At 57.5% G+C, this 2,500-nt stretch carries 2 rRNA genes (1 of these 2 cut by a window edge); both read right to left on the reverse strand.

Annotated elements, in window-relative coordinates:
• Positions 1 to 26: 26 nt before the first annotated feature.
• Positions 27 to 143 (reverse strand): 5S ribosomal RNA (gene rrf / locus OG344_RS00005).
• A gap of 88 nt (positions 144 to 231) precedes the next feature.
• Positions 232 to 2,500: ribosomal RNA gene (locus tag OG344_RS00010) — 23S ribosomal RNA — on the reverse strand; it runs 837 nt beyond the window's last position.

Consider the following 2,500-nt stretch of genomic DNA (forward strand, 5'->3'; position numbering starts at 1 on the left):
CAACGGGATGGCCCCCTCAAAAGATTGTCCGGCGGCGTCCTACTCTCCCACACCGTCCCCGGTGCAGTACCATCGGCGCTGGCGGGCTTAACTTCCGGGTTCGGAATGTAACCGGGTGTTTCCCCACCGCTATAACCGCCGTAACCCCATGAAACACACAACCACACCACACACCCGAAAGGTGTGTACCGGTTGCTGTCTCTGAGATCACATAGTGAACGCGAGCATAATATGGTCAAGTCCTCGGCCTATTAGTACCGGTCAGCTCCACGCATTACTACGCTTCCACTTCCGGCCTATCAACCCCATCGTCTATAGGGGGCCTTACCCACTCTCGTGGTGGGAGACCTCATCTTGAGGCGAGCTTCCCGCTTAGATGCTTTCAGCGGTTATCCCTACCGAACGTAGCCAACCAGCCGTGCTCCTGGCGGAACAACTGGCACACCAGAGGTTCGTCCGTCCCGGTCCTCTCGTACTAGGGACAGCCCCTCGCAAGTCTCCTGCGCGCGCAGCGGATAGGGACCGAACTGTCTCGCGACGTTCTAAACCCAGCTCGCGTACCGCTTTAATGGGCGAACAGCCCAACCCTTGGGACCTACTCCAGCCCCAGGATGCGACGAGCCGACATCGAGGTGCCAAACCATCCCGTCGATATGGACTCTTGGGGAAGATCAGCCTGTTATCCCCGGGGTACCTTTTAGCCGTTGAGCGACACCGCTTCCACACGCCGATGCCGGATCACTAGTCCCAGCTTTCGCTCCTGCTCGACCCGTCAGTCTCACAGTCAAGCTCCCTTGTGCACTTACACTCGACACCTGATTGCCAACCAGGCTGAGGGAACCTTTGGGCGCCTCCGTTACCTTTTAGGAGGCAACCGCCCCAGTTAAACTACCCACCAGACACTGTCCCCCACCCGGATACACGGGCGCGGGTTAGACGTCCAAAACGACCAGAGTGGTATTTCACCAATGACTCCACGATAACTAGCGTCACCGCTTCACAGTCTCCCACCTATCCTACACAAGACGCTCCAAACGCCAATGTCAAGCTGTAGTGAAGGTCCCGGGGTCTTTCCGTCCTGCTGCGCGAAACGAGCATCTTTACTCGTACTGCAATTTCACCGGGCCTGTGGTTGAGACAGCGGGGAAGTCGTTACGCCATTCGTGCAGGTCGGAACTTACCCGACAAGGAATTTCGCTACCTTAGGATGGTTATAGTTACCACCGCCGTTTACCGGCGCTTAAGTTCTCACCTTCGCACCCCGAAGAGTGCTAAGCGGTCCCCTTAACGTTCCGGCACCGGGCAGGCGTCAGTCCGTATACATCGTCTTACGACTTCGCACGGACCTGTGTTTTTAGTAAACAGTCGCTTCCCCCTGGCCACTGCGACCCCCACCAGCTCAAGAAGCAAGTTCCATCACCAGTAAAGGTCCCCCTTCTCCCGAAGTTACGGGGGCAATTTGCCGAGTTCCTTAACCACAGTTCACCCGACCGCCTTGGTATTCTCTACCTGACCACCTGAGTCGGTTTAGGGTACGGGCCGCTACGACACTCACTAGAGGCTTTTCTCGGCAGCATAGGATCACCCACTTCGCCACAATCGGCTCGGCATCACACCTCAGGATTAATGAGAGACGGATTTGCCTATCTCTCTCCCTACATGCTTACCCCGGGACAACCACCGCCCGGGCTGGGCTACCTTCCTGCGTCACCCCATCGCTTACCTACTACCAGATCAGGCCAGGCGTTCACCCTGACGCCGGCTCCGAAGAGCCAACCGGCTTAAGGACCCTTAGTATCCCCGGATTCGATATGGGCGCATCACAGCGGGTACGGGAATATCAACCCGTTGTCCATCGACTACGCCTGTCGGCCTCGCCTTAGGTCCCGACTTACCCTGGGCGGACGAACCTGCCCCAGGAACCCTTGGTCATTCGGCGCAGAAGATTCTCACTTCTGACTCGCTACTCATGCCTGCATTCTCACTCGTACGACCTCCACCACACGATCACTCGGCAGCTTCACCGGCTCGCACGACGCTCCCCTACCCACCACCAGCAATGCCGGCGGTGCCACGACTTCGGCGGTGTACTTGAGCCCCGCTACATTGTCGGCGCAGAATCACTTGACCAGTGAGCTATTACGCACTCTTTCAAGGGTGGCTGCTTCTAAGCCAACCTCCTGGTTGTCACTGCGACTCCACATCCTTTCCCACTTAGCACACGCTTAGGGGCCTTAGTCGGTGATCTGGGCTGTTTCCCTCTCGACCACGGAGCTTATCCCCCGCAGTCTCACTGCCACGCTCCACTTACCGGCATTCGAAGTTTGGCTGACGTCAGTAACCTTGTCGGGCCCATCAGCCAACCAGAGCCCTACCTCCGGCAAGCACCACGTAACGCTGCACCTAAATGCATTTCGGGGAGAACCAGCTATCACGGAGTTTGATTGGCCTTTCACCCCTACACACAGGTCATCCCCCAGGTTTTCAACCCTGGTGGGTT

It is taken from the genome of Microbispora sp. NBC_01389 (assembly GCF_045040095.1).
Classification (GTDB): Bacteria; Actinomycetota; Actinomycetes; order Streptosporangiales; family Streptosporangiaceae; genus Microbispora.